The sequence below is a fragment of the Bacillus niameyensis genome (assembly GCF_001375535.1).
GTDB lineage: Bacteria > Bacillota > Bacilli > Bacillales > Bacillaceae_C > Lederbergia > Lederbergia niameyensis.
The window spans coordinates 3,812,277-3,834,695 of record NZ_LN831197.1 but is presented as its reverse complement, the minus strand read 5'-3'; the positions used below and the strand labels follow the sequence as shown (position 1 = coordinate 3,834,695).

General features: G+C 38.3%; 17 protein-coding genes, 1 other RNA gene, 1 pseudogene and 2 CRISPR repeat arrays. Of the genes and pseudogenes, 5 read left to right on the top strand and 14 right to left on the bottom strand.

What is annotated here, in order from left to right:
* Positions 1-106: 106 nt before the first annotated feature.
* Positions 107-1,219: direct repeats of the CRISPR family, unit length 33 nt; unit sequence ATTTCAATCCACACTCTCTATACAGAGAGTGAC.
* A gap of 276 nt (positions 1,220-1,495) precedes the next feature.
* From cas7c to BN1243_RS17630, 4 genes are read right to left on the bottom strand one after another with little or no spacing between them, the layout of a single operon-like run.
* Positions 1,496-2,398 (bottom strand): type I-C CRISPR-associated protein Cas7/Csd2, encoded by a 903-nt coding sequence (cas7c, locus tag BN1243_RS17645; protein WP_062109022.1) that lies wholly within the window; start codon positions 2,396-2,398, stop codon positions 1,496-1,498.
* Complete coding sequence (gene cas8c / locus BN1243_RS17640) at positions 2,398-4,014, bottom strand: type I-C CRISPR-associated protein Cas8c/Csd1 (RefSeq protein WP_062109020.1); 1,617 nt, start codon at positions 4,012-4,014, stop codon at positions 2,398-2,400. The genes cas7c and cas8c overlap by 1 nt, the downstream gene beginning before the upstream one ends.
* Positions 3,992-4,660: a type I-C CRISPR-associated protein Cas5c gene (gene cas5c / locus BN1243_RS17635; protein ID WP_062109018.1), complete on the bottom strand. Its 669-nt coding sequence runs from the start codon at positions 4,658-4,660 to the stop codon at positions 3,992-3,994. The genes cas8c and cas5c overlap by 23 nt, the downstream gene beginning before the upstream one ends.
* 12 nt (positions 4,661-4,672) lie before the next feature.
* A complete protein-coding gene (locus BN1243_RS17630; protein ID WP_062109016.1) occupies positions 4,673-6,745 on the bottom strand; it encodes a CRISPR-associated helicase/endonuclease Cas3 in 2,073 nt (690 codons plus the stop codon).
* Between the two features lie 140 nt (positions 6,746-6,885).
* On the opposite strand from BN1243_RS17630, the gene BN1243_RS17625 reads away from it, so the two are divergent.
* The 4 genes from BN1243_RS17625 (at position 6,886) to BN1243_RS17610 (ending at position 9,889) form a co-directional block, all read left to right on the top strand.
* Positions 6,886-7,692 (top strand): hypothetical protein, encoded by an 807-nt coding sequence (locus BN1243_RS17625; RefSeq protein WP_062109013.1) that lies wholly within the window; start codon positions 6,886-6,888, stop codon positions 7,690-7,692.
* A 297-nt stretch (positions 7,693-7,989) separates the two neighbouring features.
* Positions 7,990-8,124 (top strand): hypothetical protein, encoded by a 135-nt coding sequence (locus tag BN1243_RS22890; protein WP_268258059.1) that lies wholly within the window; start codon positions 7,990-7,992, stop codon positions 8,122-8,124.
* 13 nt (positions 8,125-8,137) lie between these two features.
* Entirely contained in the window at positions 8,138-8,626 is a 489-nt protein-coding gene (locus BN1243_RS17615) for an NUDIX hydrolase (protein ID WP_062104331.1), read from the top strand.
* 150 nt (positions 8,627-8,776) lie between these two features.
* Positions 8,777-9,889 (top strand): CAP domain-containing protein, encoded by a 1,113-nt coding sequence (locus tag BN1243_RS17610; protein WP_062104332.1) that lies wholly within the window; start codon positions 8,777-8,779, stop codon positions 9,887-9,889.
* A gap of 70 nt (positions 9,890-9,959) precedes the next feature.
* Here the strand turns inward: BN1243_RS17610 and BN1243_RS17605 are convergent.
* From BN1243_RS17605 to BN1243_RS17595, 3 genes and pseudogenes are all read right to left on the bottom strand, one after another.
* Positions 9,960-10,793, bottom strand: a pseudogene (locus tag BN1243_RS17605) (IS3 family transposase); the annotation flags it as partial.
* Positions 10,787-11,356 (bottom strand): helix-turn-helix domain-containing protein, encoded by a 570-nt coding sequence (locus BN1243_RS17600; RefSeq protein WP_062107905.1) that lies wholly within the window; start codon positions 11,354-11,356, stop codon positions 10,787-10,789. The pseudogene BN1243_RS17605 and the gene BN1243_RS17600, both read right to left, overlap by 7 nt.
* Positions 11,357-11,583: 227 nt before the next feature.
* Positions 11,584-12,909: a CRISPR direct-repeat array (repeat unit 33 nt; unit sequence ATTTCAATCCACACTCCCAATACAGGGAGTGAC).
* A 327-nt stretch (positions 12,910-13,236) separates the two neighbouring features.
* On the bottom strand, positions 13,237-13,683 hold the full coding sequence (locus tag BN1243_RS17595; protein ID WP_230200248.1) for an RpnC/YadD family protein: 447 nt from the start codon (positions 13,681-13,683) through the stop codon (positions 13,237-13,239).
* Between the two features lie 513 nt (positions 13,684-14,196).
* Here BN1243_RS17595 and ssrS point away from each other — a divergent pair.
* A non-coding RNA gene (gene ssrS, locus BN1243_RS17590) (6S RNA) lies at positions 14,197-14,392 on the top strand.
* A gap of 119 nt (positions 14,393-14,511) precedes the next feature.
* Here ssrS and BN1243_RS17585 read toward each other — a convergent pair.
* From BN1243_RS17585 to BN1243_RS17555, 7 genes are all read right to left on the bottom strand, one after another.
* A complete protein-coding gene (locus BN1243_RS17585; RefSeq protein ID WP_062109009.1) occupies positions 14,512-15,645 on the bottom strand; it encodes a DUF4362 domain-containing protein in 1,134 nt (377 codons plus the stop codon).
* A gap of 269 nt (positions 15,646-15,914) precedes the next feature.
* On the bottom strand, positions 15,915-16,859 hold the full coding sequence (locus BN1243_RS17580) for an RpnC/YadD family protein (RefSeq protein ID WP_230200247.1): 945 nt from the start codon (positions 16,857-16,859) through the stop codon (positions 15,915-15,917).
* A 147-nt stretch (positions 16,860-17,006) separates the two neighbouring features.
* Positions 17,007-17,942 (bottom strand): RpnC/YadD family protein, encoded by a 936-nt coding sequence (locus BN1243_RS17575; RefSeq protein ID WP_154669892.1) that lies wholly within the window; start codon positions 17,940-17,942, stop codon positions 17,007-17,009.
* 147 nt (positions 17,943-18,089) lie between these two features.
* On the bottom strand, positions 18,090-19,025 hold the full coding sequence (locus BN1243_RS17570; RefSeq protein ID WP_154669892.1) for an RpnC/YadD family protein: 936 nt from the start codon (positions 19,023-19,025) through the stop codon (positions 18,090-18,092).
* Between the two features lie 147 nt (positions 19,026-19,172).
* Positions 19,173-20,108, bottom strand: a complete 936-nt coding sequence (locus BN1243_RS17565) for an RpnC/YadD family protein (protein WP_154669892.1) — start codon at positions 20,106-20,108, stop codon at positions 19,173-19,175.
* A gap of 147 nt (positions 20,109-20,255) precedes the next feature.
* Positions 20,256-21,191 (bottom strand): RpnC/YadD family protein, encoded by a 936-nt coding sequence (locus BN1243_RS17560; RefSeq protein ID WP_154669892.1) that lies wholly within the window; start codon positions 21,189-21,191, stop codon positions 20,256-20,258.
* 147 nt (positions 21,192-21,338) lie between these two features.
* Positions 21,339-22,274, bottom strand: coding sequence for an RpnC/YadD family protein (locus BN1243_RS17555; RefSeq protein WP_154669892.1), 936 nt, complete (start codon positions 22,272-22,274; stop codon positions 21,339-21,341).
* Between the last annotated feature and the right edge of the window lie 145 nt (positions 22,275-22,419).

The window sequence follows — 22,419 nt, the reverse complement described above, 5'->3', positions numbered from 1 at the left end:
AATAAAATGATAAACAGCGTAAGTCCGAGGAAATGAATTTACACAATATGGTGGACTTGACAGAGAGTGACTTTTTTTGTTAATAAATTGTCGTAAACCCAAGGCTATTTCAATCCACACTCTCTATACAGAGAGTGACTCCTTCCAATGATGAGCAAGAAGAGACATTAAATTTCAATCCACACTCTCTATACAGAGAGTGACATCCCAACAACAACATACCACTATCAATTAATTCTATTTCAATCCACACTCTCTATACAGAGAGTGACTAATAGGAAAATCCCCCAACCTTCTCCGTTAATCATTTCAATCCACACTCTCTATACAGAGAGTGACAGAAGAACAAATAGAAATCAATAAGCGTACAGATAATTTCAATCCACACTCTCTATACAGAGAGTGACAGTTGCTGCTAGTTCATCCACTTCCATAGATTTAAAATTTCAATCCACACTCTCTATACAGAGAGTGACGTTTTCCCACTTTCGAATAAAGAAGTCTCTCAATCAAATTTCAATCCACACTCTCTATACAGAGAGTGACGTAGCCCGACTTGCCCCGGTCTAACGCAAGGATGAATTTCAATCCACACTCTCTATACAGAGAGTGACTATCAATTTAATCAAGAATTTGCGAGTGGTGGAATTTCAATCCACACTCTCTATACAGAGAGTGACGTAGAAAGCTTGGACTTATTCAACTGGAAAGATATTTCAATCCACACTCTCTATACAGAGAGTGACTGTCACCATCATAGTAAAGGTACTCAAGGAAATAAATTTCAATCCACACTCTCTATACAGAGAGTGACACTGTAAGGCCTAGAGTAATCATATTGGAAAATGTTATTTCAATCCACACTCTCTATACAGAGAGTGACAAGATACTCGCAGGCCTCGAACGCAGGCTAAACGAATTTCAATCCACACTCTCTATACAGAGAGTGACATTTTGTGCGGATTGGGGTCGGCAAGCTCATCCCATTTCAATCCACACTCTCTATACAGAGAGTGACTAGTTCATAAAGGGAAAATCGTACAGACAGGGCAAATTTCAATCCACACTCTCTATACAGAGAGTGACGGGAGACTGCAAACGATTTTTATAAAGAATTAGAATTTCAATCCACACTCTCTATACAGAGAGTGACGAGATACAAATACGTTTTTATAATAAATTAGCGATTTCAATCCACACTCTCTATACAGAGAGTGACCGCAAGATATAGTAAAATCTTCCACCAATTCTACTTCACCTTGATTTAAAAATAATTTAGACCTGCTATACCTTTACAGTTCATACCATTTCATTAGCAAAAACACCCTAATACTGCGCGAACCTCTCAGGGTTTTCATGTTCACTTACGGTTCGCACATTAAAGTACTAGTAAACTAATTGTCGTTGTAGCTATATTTTTAAAAGATCACTAGGCTCAAATTCGTACTTATCCTATGATAAGTGTACTGTTAAACTCGATTTCTGGCTACTGCCATTATAAAGTAATGACTTCGTGTAGCTGAACACCGGCAGGAATGTCATGATCAATTTCCACTGTATAATCTTTCGATGAGCGAATTACTTCTACGTCGTTCTTTCTTTTAATATTAATTTTTTCAAAGAGTGTATGTGAAGGTGCATTGCCATACTCACTTTCATGTTCAAAAATATAAAGGCCCCGTGTCGCCATCTGACCGCGTGCAGCGGAGCGGTCAAGATCCCACATATTGATTAATGACTCCCAAAACAGTTCAAGATCTTCCCCTTTTACCCCGGTTTGTTCAGCAAACATTGGGGTATAGAAACCATGCGCCACATAAAGTCCATAAGGGACATAAGCTTTTCGACCCATTTGGCCATGTCTCGCCTCCACCTCATCTTCTCCGGCATCTTTTTGAGAATCATTCGCATTCGTCAGCGCTACACGGGTTATGGTCATATCAAATGGGGTTATCGGATCAACTGAACGAGCAAATGTCAGTTGCAATGGGCCACGTACCTGCCCGGCGTTATACTTTTTCCCAGACATAACAGCTCCGAACATTCTTACATCATAATAATGAGCACACATCCAGTCCCGCGCATCTTTGATCGTATTGGCTGATGGATTTTCAGCGTTTTCCACCCCGACGGATTCATATGCTTTTTGCTGCTCACGTGATAAAATGCCTCTATGTTTTATATAAATATCATAACCAGGTTGCTTACCACGAGTCATTTGTACATAATTACGCACTTTTCTCTTTAACGCTACATCTGTCACAAGACCTTGCATCGTTTCAACATCTATACGCGGCAAATTCCCGGCATCTGGGTCCCCATTGGGATTACCATCAAGCACATCAAATATGAACATAAAGTCATAACGCTTCTTTTGATCACTCAAGTGTTTAAACATTATTTTTCCTCCCTTTTTGACCATAGGTCCTCTTTTTCGTGATAATAACCGAGGGCAAATTCAGCTTGCTCGTTTAATTTCAACGTTGTTGGTATTTGGTCGATCATTTTTAACAATTTACTTAATCGCTTGTCCAAATTAATCGCATGGCCTTTTTTTTCAGTTGCTATTTTCATTAAATGATACTGTGCATTTTTGATTAGCATGCCTATTACAGATTTTGGCGTTGTACTAACCGCTCCAAGATAACGGCTGCCTAGCGTCTCATTTGAGCCTATTGCATCGTTTTGAATTTTTTCCAATACGGCAAATAACCTGCCTAGAACATATTCCGTACTTTTGTTCCTCTCATCTGTTTTCACTGTCCACTCTCTCCCTTCGTTTTGGCTTACTAACCAACTTTTTAACACAGCTGCATGGCTAGGATACATGGCACCTTCTGCCTGTATCCGCCTCATTAAAGCAATCAGAATTCTCCCTGGTAAAGCCCTTCCTTGAAAAACCCAATTAAACCAATCTTGGATATCTACTTTTTTCATTTGTGTACTTGGCTTTTGATAAACTGAACCTGCCAAGGTAAAAACACTATATAAACGATCACGGCCTATATATTGAGCTTCTAAAAACTGAAGAATTCGCTCATGTATAACCCCCATTGACTCTTCAATAAATTCCCGGACGACTAATCGACCTTTATTCGGTGACAATACGAGTAAGCAAAAATCTTTAAAATTTGACCTTTCTTTTTTCCCCTTGAATACTTGCTCCAATTGACCTTTCATCTCTTTCAGATTTGCATCATGCATCATAACCATCGCATTAGCTACGTTTACCTGTGCAGAGGATCCTCTCAGCCAATACACATATGCTAAATCGCCTACCGAAAACATATGGTCGCCTGCATCGGTTTTAGGAGGCTTTTGCAATAAATAGTCCAAAGTTTGGCCATACTTCTGATCACAAACAAAACAAGTAGGTGCCACATACGAATTTTTATTAAGATGAGATTCATAGGCATTCTCATTTGCAGATATCATTTTCGTCCGTTCCCCATTAATAATAAAATGAATAGAGTGACGCTCCATCACGGGTGCTACCTTTCCGCAAAATTGACAGGGAATAATGTATGACTTTTCGTCAGGTTCCGGTTGGATAAAGGAAGACCAAAAATTCGCTACACTTTTGTTTTCATGTAAATAATTCTCGCCGCGAATTCGAAACACAATGAAATCATTTACTTTTAAATCTTCATCAAAGCTAATATCGCTTTTTAAAACTGATAATAGAGCCTGGGCATCTTGATCACCTGCTACAGCAATATACTCCTCCAGTAAACTAGTATATGCTGCATGGCGTATTTGACTTCTTTCCCGCTCTTTATCTGAAGGTGCCCAACCAAAAACGTAGTCGGCTTTATCGACAAGGAGGATTGGCGTAATGCTACTACCTGAACGCCCAATCGTTGGGACAATCATCTCGTTCTTATTCGCTTTATTAAAAATACAATCTCCATCGTCTATGTCAACAATCCAGTCAATCTTTTGCTTTTTGAAACCTAGAGGCGGAAAGACCTCCGGATGCTCTTCAGCAAATTCAATCAAGCGTTGGATATACATCGCGATATACCTCCTTATACAGTTGTTGCGGAATAACCAATGTCCCTTTTTCAACAGTTGCCTGAAAGAAATAAGGTATCGCATTAGATCCTTCTTTAGAATACCGATAATCGAAAAACATTGAGCCCAAATCTTCCGTCCATTCAATCTTCCGTTCTGTTCCTGTCACAGGACCAAAGTGCGCTGAAAACTCACGAGCTCCTAAGTACGGACGAGAAAAACATTGCCCTTTTTTAACACGGCGATTAAAAATAGATTCATATTTTTCAATTGGATCTTTCGTCTCTGGTAAAAGATGAATCTCAGCTTTAATGATATAGGCTACATTTTTCAAATACAGGGTATGGCGTATTTGTCGCATTTTATCTGCATATCGGTTTACCGGCCTCTTCATAAAGCTCTTAGTAATAGTTGCTTTAGTCGATATTTCATTACGAACAATAGAATGAAAGTTTGGCATCTGTAAAGCAGTTATGGATCGTACCCGGTATTGAAATTCAGGCTTCCAAAAAATTCCCTCTAATATCCCTCTTGCAGCTGAAGGAGTCATAATTGGATAGCTTACTCTTTCCACTTTTCCTTCTGGTCTAGTAAATAGTGCTCCCTCCCCCCACACTTTCACCTGAACCTTAGATGTTCTTCTCATTCTTTCACCACCCTAAAATGGAATGCCTATATGTTTATCATAGGAACCTGCCCAAACAGGTACTTCGTGTTTATAGTCAATATGCTTTTGCAAATACTCAGGTACTTGTACGGTATATGGTTGAATTTTCTTCCACCAGTTCCGGGTTTTCTTCTTCTTAAGCCAGTCCTGATTGAATCCTTCTGTATTTTCGCAAACAACAGTGATACCTTGAGATTCAATTAATTTAAATTTCTTAGCCACGGTTTCAAATAATAAAACCTCTTTATCTTTTATAATGGGATTCTTGCCCTCCAGTGACAGCATGCGTTTATAGAACAAAGCCATTTCTTTTTCTGAATAAAAAACATCCATTCCATATCTGTCAATCGCTGCTCTCAGTTGTGCGATCCCCGATCGATAAGATGACGATGGGTAAATGGGATTTTCCCATTCAAACAAGTAAACATTACCTTTCTTTGCCTCTCCTTTGCGATTGCAACGACCAGCTGCCTGAATAATAGAAGAAAGGGGTGCCAGTTCACGATACAAATTATTAAAGGATATGTCCGTTCCTACTTCCAGGATCGACGTTGCAATCACTAAAGGTTGGTGGTGTCTCAAGGATTTTTTAATTTCCTCTAATCGCTGCGCCCGATCCTTTCCTATTAATGCAGTAGAAAGATGAAATACTGGTCTATCCGAACATTGCCCATAAAACAGTTGATATAATTGCTGGGCTCGCTTCCTCGTATTTACGATGACAAGGGTCGATTCATAGGGTAGCATTTCAAGCAAGTTCTCCTCATTAATCACGCCGAGATGGTGATACGTAACCCTTCTTGGAGTTTCAACTTTTTCAAGTAACGAGATCGGTCTGTTCTGCAAAGCAAGTTTTTCGATCGTAATACTTTCGGTGAGAGGAAGAGGAGTGGCACTAACAAGCAATACGGTCACTCCGAAATACTCTTGTAAAATATCAAGCATCTTTAATATAGGTGTGAGTGTATGTGCCGGCAATAAATGATACTCATCTAAAATCAACACGCTGTTCGCGATCCTATGAACTTTCCTCAACTTAGAAGGCTGATTTGAGAAAAGGCTTTCAAAGAGTTGAACAGTTGTAGTAATAATGAATTTTCGATTATAGTTTTCAGTCGCTAAATGCATTTTACTTTCCAATTGTTCATTTCTATACTGTGCTTCCATTCTGAAGGCGCTATGATCCTCGATGACGTGTTCTTCGCCAAATATATCACGATAAATTCCACTTAACTCGGAGGTTAAATTGATCAGTGGTAAAGCAACGATAATACGAGACTTCGAGTATGTTTTAGCATGTTCCAATGCAAAAGCCAGGCTTGCAAATGTCTTTCCATACCCCGTTGGAAGGTTTAGTTCAAAATAGGAATGGGATACATTCCCTTTTTGTTCACATTGCTCTCGATAGTGGGATAGTTCTGTAGATGTAAGGGCTTTTATAAAGCTGTGAAAGGAATGTTGGAATTTATCAAAGGTCGGTGGCTCGTAGCCCCTCTCTAAAGCAAGCTCAGGGTTAAAATACCTTTCAGTGTCCAACCAATCAGCATCCACTAGTGCACTCATTGAAAAACGTGTTAAAACAGCTAAATAGTCTGGATTTTTCCATTCTGGACGTGAGGGTATTTTCCCCAACTTTTCAATTTCTTTTGACACAATCTTTTTAATCGTTGGCGGATATCCAATATCAGACATACCGTCATACCGTTTTATAAAAGAACGATCCAAATCATAGAGACCCCGGTGATGCCCAGCGACAATATTCTCCATTAAATACGCGATGTATTGGTGGGTATCAGGCAATCTTTTACGCTCCAAGGAAAATAAATAAGCTCCTGGCAAGGCATGCTTAACAGTCCCTCTTCTTCCATCTGGATTATGGATATAGACTTGGAATGCGGGTTGAAATTTTCCAAAATCATGGACCCGGGCCAACATGGGAGCCAAGCCGATTGAATCATATGCTAATGAAAATTTCTTAGCTAAGATCATAGTACCTTCACTGTGATCCTTCAGATAATGCGGCGAACTTTTATTTTTATCTTTATGGGCAATAAACTCTTTCACGTTCCTATTCAGCTCCTTTACTCCATCTTTAAATTCGCAATAATTTCATTTATCAATCTTCTCAATATATACATTATAAATAGATTGAACAAACGTCAATAACTAAATAAAAAAGACCCACTTNTGGTGATGACGACGGCTTGCGGAATGAAATAATAGTGTATGAAAGTGTATTAAATGGGAACCAACACCAAGTACCTGCAGTCATCAAGGCAAAAGAAGTGGAAAATAATGAATATTTCTTAGCCCTTGAATGGATAGAAGGGATACATCCGGAATTTGAGAATAAGAATCATAATGAAATAGTATTCACAGCGCTTGGAAAATGGACGGCGGAGTGGTCAAAACAAATTGAAGTATTATCTAACATTCCTAAGACCGAGTTATATGATATATCTAGTTTAGAAATTTTACTAAACAAACATAGCGAAAGTTTGAAGCACATGTTTGGAAATTCCTTGGTCACCCTGCTTCAACAAATCGTATCCTTCCAACACATTATTATCCAACATATAGAAAAATTCCCACTTACATTGGATCCTGGGGATATATCATTACATAATGTTTTGTTGGATCGAAAGGACAAGGTTAATTTCATTGATTTTGAGTACTGTTCTATTAGGCCAATGATTATGGTAGTTGAGCATTTTGGTGAGGAATATACATCCATCCCTTACCGGCAAAGTGATATTGATATCGCATTAAAAGCCTATGTAGATGCTTGGAATGAACATTCAAATGCTTCGATTCGATGGGATGATTTTGCCCGTTCCCATCTATGTGCAAGAATCTACTATAAAGTAGGGAGCTTTCTTTATTGGATTAAGGAAATCGTAGGGGGTGATGATTCAGAAGAAATTAAGGAGTGGGTCAAAAAAGGACAGGAACAGCTTCAAGAGCTGGTCAATCACTTTAAAATGAAGGGATTTCTTACAAATAGGATGTAACAAAGTTAGTGAGTAATTTTACCAAAGGATTAGAAAGTTAGTAAGATAAAGGAGGCAGGCTGAATGAATTATGAACGTGGCGGTGTCGTATTTATCCCGCATTAACTGGCTGTTAGACCCCCCACTTCAAGAATTCGAGGAGAATACAAGAATTGTAAGTGGGGGATCAACAGCCAGTAAAAGCCCGATTGGTTCGGGCCCGCAGGACGCGGGTCACAAAGGCGTTGCAACAGGATGTTGCGAATTTAGCCTTTGTTCCTCTAACAATCAGTGGGGGATGAAGAAAACCCCCACTGATTGAAGTTTCACTTTATTTGCTGTATCTTACTTGGTGTAGGTCTAGGTTTTTTATTTGATCAAATTCCAGCTGGAGCATTAATTGGCGTTGGTGCGGGATTTTTGCTCATGGGGATTATCGGGAAAAGAAAATAAGGGGGATGTACATATGAGCTATGAACCACCAAAGCAAACAATTAGCGTATCGGCTTTTCTTCAGAATGAAGAGGGTGAGGTGCTTTTACTCCGAACTCATTGGCGAAAAGACACTTGGGAAATGCCAGGTGGAAATGTAGAAGTAGGAGAGCCGTTGGACGAGGCTGTTTGCAGGGAATTTTTAGAAGAAACAGGAATTGTGATTCGGCCAATTGGAATTACGGGAATTTACTCCAATACGACAAAAGCTACAATAGGTGTAGTTTTTCGTGCAGAATATGTTAGTGGAGAAATCAACATTCAACCAGAAGAAATTTTGGAAGCACGCTATATTAAAATCGATGAATTAAATATTGGTGAGTACATAACTCGACCCCAACAAAGATCGCGTACACTGGATGCGATGAAGGCGAAATATTTTATACCATATGAAGCGTGGAAAATGGAGCCTGACTATCAACTAGTGTCGAGGTTGGAAAAAAAGATAACGCTTGATGTTTGATTCGATATTTCCATCTTCCGTTAGATAAAAAAGAAAGAACCGTCAACTTCCTTATTGTATGACGGTTCTTTCTTTGCCCTTTCATTGTTCTCCTTGAAAAAGATTGTTAAAATATATATATATAAATTTAAAGTAGACAGGAGTATCAGTTTGCCGAAATTAAGAAATGTGATTCTTTTATTGCTCATTGCATTAGGGTTTTGGCACTTTTACGGTGAGACATTAAAAACGACAGGTTTCCAAGGAGTTTTTGATGAAATTCAATCCGATATTAATTTGATAAAAGCAAATCCCCTTTTTAAAAATACTGTGGATTTCGTAAAAACAGAAATCGAACAGTTATTAGATAAAAATGAACCGAAATCGAATCAGCCAATTGTGGAAAAACCTCAGCTTGATATTCCAACAGATCAAACGTTTTCTGTGCATAACATCGAAATAGGTGATGCACGTTCTTACGTTGAAAAAATAGTAGGACAACCAAAGCGTTCTTCCATGAATGAATATGGGGTAGACTGGGTCGCTTATCATGAAAGCTATCATAATTTTTTCATGGTTGCTTATGATAAACAAGACCTTGTCGTCGGTTTGTACACGAATCAAGATTTATTATCTTCAAGTGTAGGAATAGAGCTTGGAACAACGCGAGAATCAGTCTTGGCAATGAACTATGATCCACTCGAATATATTCGAAAAGGGTGGGTATCTTATCAAATTAATTCTGAGGAAGAGTATGATTTTTTTCAAATTGACGATAATTATGTAACGATTTTTTATGATATTGAAGAAGGTAATTCGGTGACAGCCATCCTCATTGTTAATGATAATCTCGAAAAAATGAAAGAGGAAATTTACGGAAAGCCAAGCAAAGAGTTAAAAGAAGGTTTTGAATATCAACTGTTTGATTTAACTAATGCTGCGAGAGTGAAGAACGATCTTCCAGCACTTACATTTGATGAGGCAGTTAAAGAAACAGCACGCAGTCATAGTACTGACATGGCTGAAAACTATTATTTCAATCATACGAATTTAGAGGGGAAATCACCTTTTGATCGTATGGCAGAAGATGATATCGTGTACAGCATGGCTGGTGAGAATATTGCCATGGGTCAATTCAGCAGCATTTTTGCCCATGAAGGCTTAATGAATTCTCCAGGTCATCGAAAAAATATATTACTCCCAGAATATGAAGCGCTTGGTGTTGGTGTTGATTTTAACAAAGAGTCGCAACCTTACTATACTGAAAATTTCCTGAGTCAATAATAAAATTTGATCAAAAAACAACCTCTGTATTGCACAGATTGATGTGACCCCTAAAAGTTAGAGTTTTATATTATGCAGCTAACTGGCTGGTGTGAAGACGGTATTGAACCGGGCTCATGCCAGCCAATTTCTGTTTTATCCGTTTGTTGTTGTAGTACTCGATATAAGCTTCAATAGTCCGTTTGAGCTCCTCATATGTGCGTGGTGATTCGCCATAATACATTTCCTGTTTCAATAAACCAAAGAAATTCTCCATAGGAGCGTTGTCCAGACAGTTTCCCTTCCGTGACATACTTTGAAATACTTTGTGTTCTTTCAAGGTCGACACCCATTTACCATGCTGATAATGCCAGCCTTGATCTGAGTGAATGGTAGTCCTGTATTTGGCATTCTTTACAACGTCAAGAGCTTCCTCCAGGGGTTTCATCACAAGGTCAAGTGTCGGACGCATACTTATGCCATACGATAGAATCTCCCCATTATACATGTCCATTATTGGACTAAGATAGAGTTTTACCTCATCTGAACATTTGAATTCTGTAATATCTGTAGTTAGTTTTTGATAGGGGATTGAAGTATTGAATCTGCGGTGAATTCGGTTTTTCACCACTGTACCGATACTCCCCTTGTACGAACTGTAACGACGTGATTTTCGGGTGAACTTATTGCCTTTCAGTCCCAGCTTTCCCATTATGCGTTGCACTTTTTTGTGATTTACTATGATGCTGCGATTTTTTAATTCTAGTTGAATTCTACGATAACCATAGTTCTCGTTGTGCTCGTTAAAGATGGATTGAATTGTGTTCTCTAGCTCTTGATGAGGATTCCCCTGCTTCAATCGTTTTACATGATAGTGATAAGATGACTCGGGAATACCCACGATCTGAAGTACATCCTTCAATTGAAATTTTTCTTTGAGTTCGAATGATAACGCTGCTTGTGCTTTTCGAGATAACCGTCCGGATCTATCTGAAAAGCTCGCAACTTTTTTAGGTACTCCACCTCCAAACGGAGTAGCTCATTTTCCCGTTCTAATTTCTGTTCACGTGTCATTTTATCCTGTGCTGTTGGCTTTTGGATTTTCTTAACGTTCCTCACTTTATCAGGCATAATCGGTCGTCCTTTCGGGTTGCTCAGGGCTTCAGTACCGCCTTCGAGGAATTTCTTCTTCCAATCAGCGAGCATCGAAGGATTCGTCAATCCGAAATGGAGTGCTGTTTCTGTCTGTGAAGCGCCTGTTCTTTTCATAAAGCTTAATACATCCAACTTGAAATGAACAGAATAAGATGCATTCTTTTTCTTTCGGAATAATCCCTCCATGCCAAATTTCTTGTATGCGTTGACCCAATTGATGACCTGTTTCTTCGACTTCACGCCATGTTTTTCTGCCAGTCGTTTATATCCTATTTTTCCTTCTAGATATTCACGCACCACCATCACCTTAAAATCATCTGTATATTTAGCCATAATAAAACACCCCAAAAGTTAGATTTTGACTCTAACTTTTGGGGTGCACTTCATTTTCGACAGGTCTTTTTTACATGATAAAAAGATTATTTCAATCCACTATTACCATTTATAAAAGTAATAGACAAGAATACAGGAACATTTTACCAGCGTACGCCTTTATATACAACTTATTCTTTCTTCATGAGAGATAGCAAGAAAAAGTTTCTAATCCTTTTTATAATATATTTTTTGTCCACACTCCTAATATAGGGAGTGACTAAAAAATCAGAAAATAAAATACTATCAATTGAATATTTCAATCCACACGCCCAATACAGGGAGTGACGAATATAAGTTGTTAGATAAATATCCTTTTATTTAATTTCAATCCACACTCCCAATACAGGGAGTGACTTCGTGTTCAGGATGCTTCAATATGGCGTTTCTACGGCATTTCAATCCACACTCCCAATACAGGGAGTGACAAATCGTTAGAAAAGCTTGGTATCCTTCCTGATATTTCAATCCACACTCCCAATACAGGGAGTGACTCTCTGGTTGTGCTTTAAAGTTCAATTCTAAATCAATTTCAATCCACACTCCCAATACAGGGAGTGACGATTACCTCAGTGGTATGTTAGCTTCCGCTACAATTTCAATCCACACTCCCAATACAGGGAGTGACTCGGGACGATTTGATTTTGAGTATTTTTATAATTTCATTTCAATCCACACTCCCAATACAGGGAGTGACGGCTTATCTTTTTCATCTAGCCATTTCATTACCTTATTTCAATCCACACTCCCAATACAGGGAGTGACATGTTTCTGTTTTAGATAAGATCAAAGAATTAAATATTTCAATCCACACTCCCAATACAGGGAGTGACTGTAGAGCATAAATCGATTGATTATGTTGAATGGAATATTTCAATCCACACTCCCAATACAGGGAGTGACTTATTATTGTCCCAACGCTGTCCCATAGCTGTCTCATTTCAATCCACACTCCCAATACAGGGAGTGACAACAGCATGGCCTCATTGCCACTAAAGCTGTATCGATTTCAATCCACACTCCCAATACAGGGAGTGACAGGAAGAGAGGGACGCTATTCATTGTTCGAATAAATTTCAATCCACACTCCCAATACAGGGAGTGACAGGGCTTGCGGATTAATCACTCGAATTTATGCAGCATTTCAATCCACACTCCCAATACAGGGAGTGACCATAATCCTCGCGGCATCCAGCGAATCGTATCGATTTCAATCCACACTCCCAATACAGGGAGTGACAAGTCGCTAAGGTCCAACATGGTCAGCGTTTGGATATTTCAATCCACACTCCCAATACAGGGAGTGACAAGGGATGGACAGCTGGGAGGGGAAATGATGGACATTTCAATCCACACTCCCAATACAGGGAGTGACCTAACTCCAATCCAATCGACAATATAAAATGCAGGCAAATTTCAATCCACACTCCCAATACAGGGAGTGACGTTCTACGCATTGACGGTGACTATTCTACTATGGAATTTCAATCCACACTCCCAATACAGGGAGTGACCGCAAGATATAGAGAATAAACACACTCAATTCACTATATCCTGTTTATTAAGAAAACATTTTACACTTTCAATATCATTTTATCTCATAATAACGGAATAATCACTGAAATACTGCGCGAACCTCCCTAGGATTTCATGTTCACTTCAGGTTCGCGTACAGGGTGAATGCATTTGTCACTTTTAAAACTACTAGAGCAGGTAGATTTTGACATAAATGTTGATGTCTAAAGTCGTATTTCCTGCTGAAGTCATGCTTATTGAGCGCGGAAAATACCCGCCATTTGACATTCGTAAAATAGCTTCTTTTTTCCACCTATCAAACCGCCTCAATAATCACTAGACTCCTCCAACTCTTTTTTCATTTCTTTCACTTTCTCCACACTTAACTTCGATATTTCCACAATCAGCTCTTCCTGTAAACCCTTCTTAAGCATTTCGTTAACAAGTAATTTCTTTTCATGCTCTATTCCCTTTTGGAAGCCCTGTTCTATTCCTTTATTAAAACCCTTCTCAAAAAATGAATTAGGCAAACGAAATAGTTGTTTCGCTTCCTCATGTGGAAGTTTTGCAATCTCCTCCATCATCTTTTCTTCCTCCTCCTCATTTAACTTTAAGTAGGTTTCAAAAAATCCGTATAATAATTCCGTTTTAGCAGGATCTAGTTCCATTCGGCTCATCATTCGCAAAAATTCCAACTTTACTTGAATGCGTTCCCCGTCCTTATATCCCATTTTACTTAGAAGTGCGGCGACCATCGGATTATCTGCCTTCAAATAAGATCAAGATGAAAAAAGGCTGGAATCATAATGAGGTGAGGTACTATAGTGTTTAGAGTGCCAGGGACCTGTAAGCTTATAGATTTTTACGATATGTCAGGTACTAGATAATTACCGAATTTCCCTAGTACCTGTTCACAGCTGGATCGGCACCGAAATTAATAATGAAATTCGGAATTCGCTATGAAACCTCCGTCCAACTTCTATTTAAGTAATTCCAACATATCCATGGGGTTTTTATTTGCTTGGGCAAAAAGGAAAAGCGACTCGGCAAAGCAGAGTTGATTTATACAAGGAATCCGGAAGGCAGGAAATCCCTGCTCACCGCGAGAATAAAGGCGATGTCAGCGGCGTTTGTGAAGAAATCAGAACGGGTTAGTGAGTGGCGGTAGGAATGGAAGGCAATTTTCAATCGACGCCTCCACTACAAGGAGCGACAGCTATACGAACCGCCCCGCTCGCCGAAAATTTTACCATTGTCAATCGGCAGATATTATAGTAATATAATAACAGAAGCTGCATTGTTCGTATTCAAATTAAAGTTTTAACCTTTATGCTGTAAAAGGGAGTTTAAAATTGGTGCATGAATGATAGGCCTCTGTCTATACGACATGGAGGACAGGCAAGATTGTATCTGCAAACACCCACTTTGAGGAGTGGTGGTTTAAAACTTTCTTAGAATCGTTACGGCAAAGGCGGCTTGTACATAATATAAATCAATCAGTCCTTGCGAGGGCTGTTTTTTTGTTTTGAGTGGATGGATATGAAAAAGCTAACAAAAAAGTCGGTTCCCTTTCATAAGAAGGAACCCACCGTTTTTTGCCCTTATTGAAAACTTTCTATCTTTTCAATATCCTTCACTTTTGCCTTGCTTGGTGTCTCCCCGCTTTTATCCTCGTTCAGCGACGCTTTGATTTTATCCCCCTCTGCAAAACTCTTGCTGTCTACACCTTCCAGAAGAGTAAATTGCATGTTAAAAATGCCGATGCCCGATTTCTTAATCTCATCTTTCATCACCACATAATCAAGTCGATTCATATCTTCGCCGATCAACAATGTATCGTCTTTCACTTCAAGCACATAACCTTGCACGATTGTTTCCGGATTTTCCGCAGGAGGCTTATCCGCCTCTGAGATGATATACTCAGCAATTTCATTAAACTTCACGGCATCCTTCCCATCATCGCACGCAGACCAATGGAATTCACGTTCAGCACCGTTAATATAGACCAACAAATCATACTGAATCGCTTCTTCGCCGCCACAACTCTTTGTAAAACTTTTTTCCTCTAAGTAATTTGCAAACACTAACTTTTTGTAAACCTCCTGCTTCATAACGGCGTTTTCAATTAACTTTATTTTACCAGTGCTTGCTGCTGTTTCACCCTCTTCATTTTTCATATTTGGCTTTGATGCCACTTCATTTTCCAACTGCTTCCCGTAATTCAGCCTAAATTCAAAACGATCTTGTAGCGCAACGTTGTAATGAATCGTCAACACTTCATCCATTCCAATAGGCTCATTGTCGCAATCCACCGCGATATAAGACGTATTGGCCGGATTCACTTCTTTTACAAAACGAGCGCAGCGTGTCGTAAAAATTTCACCGCTCCCAAACTTGTCTTTCGATGTATCGTATTTGATGTCAACCACACCATCCTTATAAGCCAGATCCGTAATAATCGGGTCCCCTTCGATTGTATAGTGGACAATCCGAATTTCAGCAGCATCATCGTTTTGTACTTTTTCATAATAAGCTTCCATATTCTCAATTCCTTCAATGCTTCCATGAGTATTGACGACATCAACATCTTTCACGCCTTTCACGCTCGGCTTCAGTTGCTCGCCCGCCGAGCCTCGCTCACCGCTATTTCCATTGTTCGCGCTTTGGCCACAGGCGGTGAGGACCAAGGCCAGTAAAAAGAAAACACCAGTGATGATGAGTTTTCGCATAGGCATGGCATCATTTCCTTTCTAGTTAGACTATCCTCTATACTCTTTTGACGAACCCACGGGAGAAAAGTTACACCATATCCGTTTTTAATAAACGGTCAATACAGGAAATAACATCTTAAATAAGAAACGCCGAACACCCATGTTGATGGCATCCGGCATTTCCACGATCGTCCAGCTTATTCCAATTTTTCCTTCCTAAATGAAGCCTCTAATCCGTTCCTTGCCAAAATAAAAATTCAGATGGGGCGGTGTGGCCGAAATTCTCCACGCCGTTATATCTCTTCTGCTACCTTCTTTATCTCTTTCACTTTCTCCACACTTAATTTTGTAATATCAGCAATTAAATCTATATGCAAGCCTTTCTTAAGCATTTCAATGACTAGTGTTTCTTTTTCGAGTTCTATCCCCTGCTCTATTCCTTGTTCTATTCCCTGCTCTATTCCTTGTTCTATCCCCTTTTTAAAACCCCTCTCAAAATATGAATTAGGTAAACGGAATAGTTGTTTTGCTTCGTCTTGCGGAAGTTTTGCAATTTCCTCCATCATGTTTTCTTCCTCCTCTTCATTTAATTTCAAGTAAGTTTCAAAAAATCCGTACAGTAATTCCATTTTAGCGGGATTCAATTCCATTTTGCTTATCATTCGTAGAAATTCCAATTTCACTTGTATACGTTCCTCTTCCTCATATCCCATCTTGCTTAGAAGGGCAGCTGCCACTGGATTATTTGTTTTGAGATAGGTTTTCCAATTCATTTTGATTAAATGCAGTTGTAAAAAATGAAAACTTAATGTATGGAAGGTAGGAAGGGATATTGTAAACGAATTTGGTGCTTCTTTCGTATCATTATAACTAAAAACGGCAATGGGTAAAATGGGCTTGCGGTGTTTTTCATAGAGGCGGCTGCAATAAATAAACATTCGTTCGTGGAATTCCTTCTGGAAGTAACTTTGCGGTTCAACGTGGATGAGAATGATCGTATCTCTATCCTTTAACTTCGTTTCGGCAAGAATGTCGATCCTTCTTTTCTCACCCTTTGTAATATCTGTGAAAACTTCCTGCGCTAAAAACTGTACGTGGGTAAAATCAATCTCCTGATATTCTTCAGGGAAAAACGCTTCGACAAATTCCTCAAAAAACGTTTCGATCAGTTCTTTAAACAGACGATCATGATCAGTATAACGAGCGGATTCCTCCAGTATGAAGGTCGTTGATAACACACTGGCACAACCTTTCTGAAAATTGAATTTTATATTGATAGTACAATTGTACTATTGGTGTACCATAAAGACAATAAAATCTAATTACTAATCTTACTTTGAATATCGCAATAATAGATCGCATGAGCCGTCCCTCTGATCTTCCAATTACTTCAACTCTTCTATTTCTTTCACTTTCTCCACACTTAATTTTGTAATATCAGCAATTAAATCTATTTGCAAGCCTTTCTTAAGCATTTCAATGACTAGTGTTTCTTTTTCGAGTTCTATCCCCTGCTCTATTCCTTGTTCTATTCCCTGCTCTATTCCTTGTTCTATCCCCTTTTTAAAACCCCTCTCAAAATATGAATTAGGTAAACGGAATAGTTGTTTTGCTTCGTCTTGCGGAAGTTTTGCAATTTCCTCCATCATGTTTTCTTCCTCCTCTTCATTTAATTTCAAGTAAGTTTCAAAAAATCCGTACAGTAATTCCATTTTAGCGGGATTCAATTCCATTTTGCTTATCATTCGTAGAAATTCCAATTTCACTTGTATACGTTCCTCTTCCTCATATCCCATCTTGCTTAGAAGGGCAGCTGCCACTGGATTATTTGTTTTGAGATAGGTTTTCCAATTCATTTTGATTAAATGCAGTTGTAAAAAATGAAAACTTAATGTATGGAAGGTAGGAAGGGATATTGTAAACGAATTTGGTGCTTCTTTCGTATCATTATAACTAAAAACGGCAATGGGTAAAATGGGCTTGCGGTGTTTTTCATAGAGGCGGCTGCAATAAATAAACATTCGTTCGTGGAATTCCTTCTGGAAGTAACTTTGCGGTTCAACGTGGATGAGAATGATCGTATCTCTATCCTTTAACTTCGTTTCGGCAAGAATGTCGATCCTTCTTTTCTCACCCTTTGTAATATCTGTGAAAACTTCCTGCGCTAAAAACTGTACGTGGGTAAAATCAATCTCCTGATATTCTTCAGGGAAAAACGCTTCGACAAATTCCTCAAAAAACGTTTCGATCAGTTCTTTAAACAGACGATCATGATCAGTATAACGAGCGGATTCCTCCAGTATGAAGGTCGTTGATAACACACTGGCACAACCTTTCTGAAAATTGAATTTTATATTGATAGTACAATTGTACTATTGGTGTACCATAAAGACAATAAAATCTAATTACTAATCTTACTTTGAATATCGCAATAATAGATCGCATGAGCCGTCCCTCTGATCTTCCAATTACTTCAACTCTTCTATTTCTTTCACTTTCTCCACACTTAATTTTGTAATATCAGCAATTAAATCTATTTGCAAGCCTTTCTTAAGCATTTCAATGACTAGTGTTTCTTTTTCGAGTTCTATCCCCTGCTCTATTCCTTGTTCTATTCCCTGCTCTATTCCTTGTTCTATCCCCTTTTTAAAACCCCTCTCAAAATATGAATTAGGTAAACGGAATAGTTGTTTTGCTTCGTCTTGCGGAAGTTTTGCAATTTCCTCCATCATGTTTTCTTCCTCCTCTTCATTTAATTTCAAGTAAGTTTCAAAAAATCCGTACAGTAATTCCATTTTAGCGGGATTCAATTCCATTTTGCTTATCATTCGTAGAAATTCCAATTTCACTTGTATACGTTCCTCTTCCTCATATCCCATCTTGCTTAGAAGGGCAGCTGCCACTGGATTATTTGTTTTGAGATAGGTTTTCCAATTCATTTTGATTAAATGCAGTTGTAAAAAATGAAAACTTAATGTATGGAAGGTAGGAAGGGATATTGTAAACGAATTTGGTGCTTCTTTCGTATCATTATAACTAAAAACGGCAATGGGTAAAATGGGCTTGCGGTGTTTTTCATAGAGGCGGCTGCAATAAATAAACATTCGTTCGTGGAATTCCTTCTGGAAGTAACTTTGCGGTTCAACGTGGATGAGAATGATCGTATCTCTATCCTTTAACTTCGTTTCGGCAAGAATGTCGATCCTTCTTTTCTCACCCTTTGTAATATCTGTGAAAACTTCCTGCGCTAAAAACTGTACGTGGGTAAAATCAATCTCCTGATATTCTTCAGGGAAAAACGCTTCGACAAATTCCTCAAAAAACGTTTCGATCAGTTCTTTAAACAGACGATCATGATCAGTATAACGAGCGGATTCCTCCAGTATGAAGGTCGTTGATAACACACTGGCACAACCTTTCTGAAAATTGAATTTTATATTGATAGTACAATTGTACTATTGGTGTACCATAAAGACAATAAAATCTAATTACTAATCTTACTTTGAATATCGCAATAATAGATCGCATGAGCCGTCCCTCTGATCTTCCAATTACTTCAACTCTTCTATTTCTTTCACTTTCTCCACACTTAATTTTGTAATATCAGCAATTAAATCTATTTGCAAGCCTTTCTTAAGCATTTCAATGACTAGTGTTTCTTTTTCGAGTTCTATCCCCTGCTCTATTCCTTGTTCTATTCCCTGCTCTATTCCTTGTTCTATCCCCTTTTTAAAACCCCTCTCAAAATATGAATTAGGTAAACGGAATAGTTGTTTTGCTTCGTCTTGCGGAAGTTTTGCAATTTCCTCCATCATGTTTTCTTCCTCCTCTTCATTTAATTTCAAGTAAGTTTCAAAAAATCCGTACAGTAATTCCATTTTAGCGGGATTCAATTCCATTTTGCTTATCATTCGTAGAAATTCCAATTTCACTTGTATACGTTCCTCTTCCTCATATCCCATCTTGCTTAGAAGGGCAGCTGCCACTGGATTATTTGTTTTGAGATAGGTTTTCCAATTCATTTTGATTAAATGCAGTTGTAAAAAATGAAAACTTAATGTATGGAAGGTAGGAAGGGATATTGTAAACGAATTTGGTGCTTCTTTCGTATCATTATAACTAAAAACGGCAATGGGTAAAATGGGCTTGCGGTGTTTTTCATAGAGGCGGCTGCAATAAATAAACATTCGTTCGTGGAATTCCTTCTGGAAGTAACTTTGCGGTTCAACGTGGATGAGAATGATCGTATCTCTATCCTTTAACTTCGTTTCGGCAAGAATGTCGATCCTTCTTTTCTCACCCTTTGTAATATCTGTGAAAACTTCCTGCGCTAAAAACTGTACGTGGGTAAAATCAATCTCCTGATATTCTTCAGGGAAAAACGCTTCGACAAATTCCTCAAAAAACGTTTCGATCAGTTCTTTAAACAGACGATCATGATCAGTATAACGAGCGGATTCCTCCAGTATGAAGGTCGTTGATAACACACTGGCACAACCTTTCTGAAAATTGAATTTTATATTGATAGTACAATTGTACTATTGGTGTACCATAAAGACAATAAAATCTAATTACTAATCTTACTTTGAATATCGCAATAATAGATCGCATGAGCCGTCCCTCTGATCTTCCAATTACTTCAACTCTTCTATTTCTTTCACTTTCTCCACACTTAATTTTGTAATATCAGCAATTAAATCTATTTGCAAGCCTTTCTTAAGCATTTCAATGACTAGTGTTTCTTTTTCGAGTTCTATCCCCTGCTCTATTCCTTGCTCTATTCCCTGCTCTATTCCTTGTTCTATCCCCTTTTTAAAACCCCTCTCAAAATATGAATTAGGTAAACGGAATAGTTGTTTTGCTTCGTCTTGCGGAAGTTTTGCAATTTCCTCCATCATGTTTTCTTCCTCCTCTTCATTTAATTTCAAGTAAGTTTCAAAAAATCCGTACAGTAATTCCATTTTAGCGGGATTCAATTCCATTTTGCTTATCATTCGTAGAAATTCCAATTTCACTTGTATACGTTCCTCTTCCTCATATCCCATCTTGCTTAGAAGGGCAGCTGCCACTGGATTATTTGTTTTGAGATAGGTTTTCCAATTCATTTTGATTAAATGCAGTTGTAAAAAATGAAAACTTAATGTATGGAAGGTAGGAAGGGATATTGTAAACGAATTTGGTGCTTCTTTCGTATCATTATAACTAAAAACGGCAATGGGTAAAATGGGCTTGCGGTGTTTTTCATAGAGGCGGCTGCAATAAATAAACATTCGTTCGTGGAATTCCTTCTGGAAGTAACTTTGCGGTTCAACGTGGATGAGAATGATCGTATCTCTATCCTTTAACTTCGTTTCGGCAAGAATGTCGATCCTTCTTTTCTCACCCTTTGTAATATCTGTGAAAACTTCCTGCGCTAAAAACTGTACGTGGGTAAAATCAATCTCCTGATATTCTTCAGGGAAAAACGCTTCGACAAATTCCTCAAAAAACGTTTCGATCAGTTCTTTAAACAGACGATCATGATCAGTATAACGAGCGGATTCCTCCAGTATGAAGGTCGTTGATAACACACTGGCACAACCTTTCTGAAAATTGAATTTTATATTGATAGTACAATTGTACTATTGGTGTACCATAAAGACAATAAAATCTAATTACTAATCTTACTTTGAATATCGCAATAATAGATCGCATGAGCCGTCCCTCTGATCTTCCAATTACTTCAACTCTTCTATTTCTTTCACTTTCTCCACACTTAATTTTGTAATATCAGCAATTAAATCTATTTGCAAGCCTTTCTTAAGCATTTCAATGACTAGTGTTTCTTTTTCGAGTTCTATCCCCTGCTCTATTCCTTGCTCTATTCCCTGCTCTATTCCTTGTTCTATCCCCTTTTTAAAACCCCTCTCAAAATATGAATTAGGTAAACGGAATAGTTGTTTTGCTTCGTCTTGCGGAAGTTTTGCAATTTCCTCCATCATGTTTTCTTCCTCCTCTTCATTTAATTTCAAGTAAGTTTCAAAAAATCCGTACAGTAATTCCATTTTAGCGGGATTCAATTCCATTTTGCTTATCATTCGTAGAAATTCCAATTTCACTTGTATACGTTCCTCTTCCTCATATCCCATCTTGCTTAGAAGGGCAGCTGCCACTGGATTATTTGTTTTGAGATAGGTTTTCCAATTCATTTTGATTAAATGCAGTTGTAAAAAATGAAAACTTAATGTATGGAAGGTAGGAAGGGATATTGTAAACGAATTTGGTGCTTCTTTCGTATCATTATAACTAAAAACGGCAATGGGTAAAATGGGCTTGCGGTGTTTTTCATAGAGGCGGCTGCAATAAATAAACATTCGTTCGTGGAATTCCTTCTGGAAGTAACTTTGCGGTTCAACGTGGATGAGAATGATCGTATCTCTATCCTTTAACTTCGTTTCGGCAAGAATGTCGATCCTTCTTTTCTCACCCTTTGTAATATCTGTGAAAACTTCCTGCGCTAAAAACTGTACGTGGGTAAAATCAATCTCCTGATATTCTTCAGGGAAAAACGCTTCGACAAATTCCTCAAAAAACGTTTCGATCAGTTCTTTAAACAGACGATCATGATCAGTATAACGAGCGGATTCCTCCAGTATGAAGGTCGTTGATAACACACTGGCACAACCTTTCTGAAAATTGAATTTTATATTGATAGTACAATTGTACTATTGGTGTACCATAAAGACAATAAAATCTAATTACTAATCTTACTTTGAATATCGCAATAATAGATCGCATGAGCCGTCCCTCTGATCTTCC

Excerpts from the sequence above, each read along its gene's own strand:
- cas7c (WP_062109022.1), bottom strand. The coding sequence starts at position 2,398 with ATGTTTAAACACTTGAGTGATCAAAAGAAGCGTTATGACTTTATGTTC.
- cas8c (WP_062109020.1), bottom strand. The coding sequence starts at position 4,014 with ATGTATATCCAACGCTTGATTGAATTTGCTGAAGAGCATCCGGAGGTC.
- cas5c (WP_062109018.1), bottom strand. The coding sequence starts at position 4,660 with ATGAGAAGAACATCTAAGGTTCAGGTGAAAGTGTGGGGGGAGGGAGCA.
- BN1243_RS17615 (WP_062104331.1), top strand. The coding sequence starts at position 8,138 with ATGAGCTATGAACCACCAAAGCAAACAATTAGCGTATCGGCTTTTCTT.
- BN1243_RS17600 (WP_062107905.1), bottom strand. The coding sequence starts at position 11,356 with ATGGCTAAATATACAGATGATTTTAAGGTGATGGTGGTGCGTGAATAT.
- BN1243_RS17585 (WP_062109009.1), bottom strand. The coding sequence starts at position 15,645 with ATGCCTATGCGAAAACTCATCATCACTGGTGTTTTCTTTTTACTGGCC.